At 72.5% G+C, this 2,102-nt stretch carries 3 protein-coding genes and 1 pseudogene; 1 reads left to right on the top strand and 3 read right to left on the bottom strand.

Annotated elements, in window-relative coordinates; all coding sequences use genetic code 11:
- Window positions 1-28: 28 nt before the first annotated feature.
- Window positions 29-265, bottom strand: coding sequence for a hypothetical protein (locus tag VN520_RS30625; protein ID WP_325750197.1), 237 nt, complete (start codon window positions 263-265; stop codon window positions 29-31).
- A gap of 165 nt (window positions 266-430) precedes the next feature.
- Here VN520_RS30625 and VN520_RS30620 point away from each other — a divergent pair, with 165 nt between their 5' ends.
- A complete protein-coding gene (locus VN520_RS30620) occupies window positions 431-814 on the top strand; it encodes a cold-shock protein (protein WP_014154805.1) in 384 nt (127 codons plus the stop codon).
- A 43-nt stretch (window positions 815-857) separates the two neighbouring features.
- Here the strand turns inward: VN520_RS30620 and VN520_RS30615 are convergent, their stop codons facing one another.
- Both VN520_RS30615 and VN520_RS30610 read right to left on the bottom strand, forming a co-directional pair.
- Window positions 858-1,775 (bottom strand): 1,4-dihydroxy-6-naphthoate synthase, encoded by a 918-nt coding sequence (locus VN520_RS30615; protein WP_325750196.1) that lies wholly within the window; start codon window positions 1,773-1,775, stop codon window positions 858-860.
- Window positions 1,735-2,102 (bottom strand): annotated as a pseudogene (locus tag VN520_RS30610) (futalosine hydrolase); the annotation flags it as partial. The pseudogene VN520_RS30610 and the gene VN520_RS30615, both read right to left, overlap by 41 nt.

The following is a 2,102-nucleotide window of genomic DNA, read 5'->3' as shown; positions in this document are numbered from 1 at the left end:
GCCCCGCAGCCCGCCGCCTCGTGGGCCGTCATCTCGTGGCGGCGCGCTTCGGGGAGTTCTTCCACACCGACCGCACCACCCCCGCGCCCGCGATGAGGAAGCCCAGGCCCATCAGCATGCACACCGCGTAGGCGATGGGCGGGAACGGGTCGGTGCCCAGGAACAGGGGGGCCACGGTGACCAGGGTGGCCAGTGCGCCGATGAAGAAGACGATCGCGCCGGCCTGTACGAGCCGGTCGCCCGCGCCGGAAGGAGTAGTACTCACCCGGTCAGGGTAGTTCCCAGCTCGGCGGAACCATCCGGCGACGTCTTGTGTCCGGGCCCCGGGCCACTAGCCTGGGGCATGGCGGGTCTCGGACCCGCTGTACTGCTATCCGGAGCCGTGTCGCGGCTCTGCCGCGCACCGACGAGTACGAGGACGAGGACAGACGTGCCCACGGGTAAGGTCAAATGGTTCAATTCGGAAAAGGGCTTCGGCTTTCTTTCGCGCGACGACGGCGCCGACGTCTTCGTCCACTCCTCCGTGCTCCCGGCCGGCGTCGAGGCGCTCAAGCCCGGTCAGCGCGTCGAGTTCGGAGTGGTGGCCGGCCAGCGCGGTGACCAGGCCCTCTCCGTGGTGATCCTCGACCCCACGCCGTCCGTCGCCGCCGCCCAGCGGCGCCGCCCGGACGAGCTGGCCTCGATCGTGCAGGACCTGACGACGGTCCTGGAGAACATCACGCCGCTGCTGGAGCGGGGCCGCTACCCCGACAAGGCGGCGGGCGCGAAGATCGCCGGCCTGCTGAGGGCGGTGGCCGACCAGCTCGACGTCTGAGCCGCGCCGTGCGGGCCCGCCCCGGCAGGGCGGGCCCGCACGGTCAGCGTGCGGTGACGGAGAACGCGTCCGGGGCCAGCGCCGGCACGAGGCCCTCGGCCGCCGCCCGGGTCAGCAGGCCGCGGATCGCCGCGTAGCCGTGCTCGCCGAGGTCGGCGGTGAATTCGTTCACGTAGAGCCCGATGTGCTGGTCGGCCACGGCCGGGTCCATCTCCTGGGCGTGCTCCAGGACGTACGGGCGTGAACGCTCCGGGTCGTCCCAGGCCATGCGCACCGACGTACGGATCGCTTCCGACAGCCGGTTCAGGGTCTCCTCGCCCAGCGAGCGCTTCGCGATGATCGCGCCGAGCGGGATCGGCAGCCCGGTCGTCGCCTCCCAGTGCTCGCCCATGTCGGCGAGGCTGTGCAGGCCGTAGTTCCGGTAGGTGAAACGGGCCTCGTGGATCACGAGGCCGGCGTCCACCCGGCCGTCACGCACGGCGGGCATGATCTCGTCGAACGGCATGACGACGATCTCGCCCACGCCGCCCGGCACGGCCTCGGCGGCCCACAGCCGGAACAGCAGGTACGCGGTGGAGCGCTCGCTCGGCACGGCGACGGTCCTCCCCGTCAGGTCCGTACCCGGCTCCTTCGTGAGGACGAGGGGCCCGCAGCCGCGCCCCAGGGCGCCGCCGCACGGCAGCAGCGCGTATTCGTCGAGCACCCACGGCAGGACGGCGTACGACACCTTCAGCACGTCGAACTCGCCGCGCTCCGCCATGCCGTTGGTCAGGTCGATGTCGGCGAAGGTGACATCGAGGGCGGGCGCGCCGGGGACCCTTCCGTGCGCCCAGGCGTCGAAGACGAAGGTGTCGTTCGGGCACGGCGAGAAGGCGATCCGCAGCGCGGGAAGCGTCGCGCCGGCAGGGTCGGTGGCGGTGTCAGCCACGGTCTCGGTCACGGTGTCGGTCGAGTCGGTCATGCCGGTTCCAACTTTCCACTACGGGTGCGGTCTTCCCGAACGCCTCGGTGAGTGCGGCCAGGGCGTCGCCGATGCGCCAGGCCTCGCGGTCGCGCGGCCCCACGGTGTTCGAGACGGCCCGGAGCTCCAGCACCGGGACACCGAACCGGTCGGCGGCCTCCGCGACGCCGAAGCCCTCCATGGCCTCGGCGACGGCTCCGGGATGCGCGGCCAGCAGCTCGGCGGTGCGGGCCGCGCTGCCGGTCACGGTGGAGACGGTGAGCACGGGCCCCGGCACGGCGCCGGTGGCCTCCGCGACGTCCCGCACGAGGGATTCGGGCGGCAGGA

This window comes from Streptomyces sp. (assembly GCF_035563135.1).
GTDB lineage: Bacteria > Actinomycetota > Actinomycetes > Streptomycetales > Streptomycetaceae > Streptomyces.
The sequence above is the reverse complement of the archived record's forward strand: the minus strand, read 5'-3'. Positions and strand labels throughout refer to the sequence as shown.

Excerpts from the sequence above, each read along its gene's own strand:
- VN520_RS30615 (WP_325750196.1), bottom strand. The coding sequence starts at position 1,775 with ATGACCGACTCGACCGACACCGTGACCGAGACCGTGGCTGACACCGCC.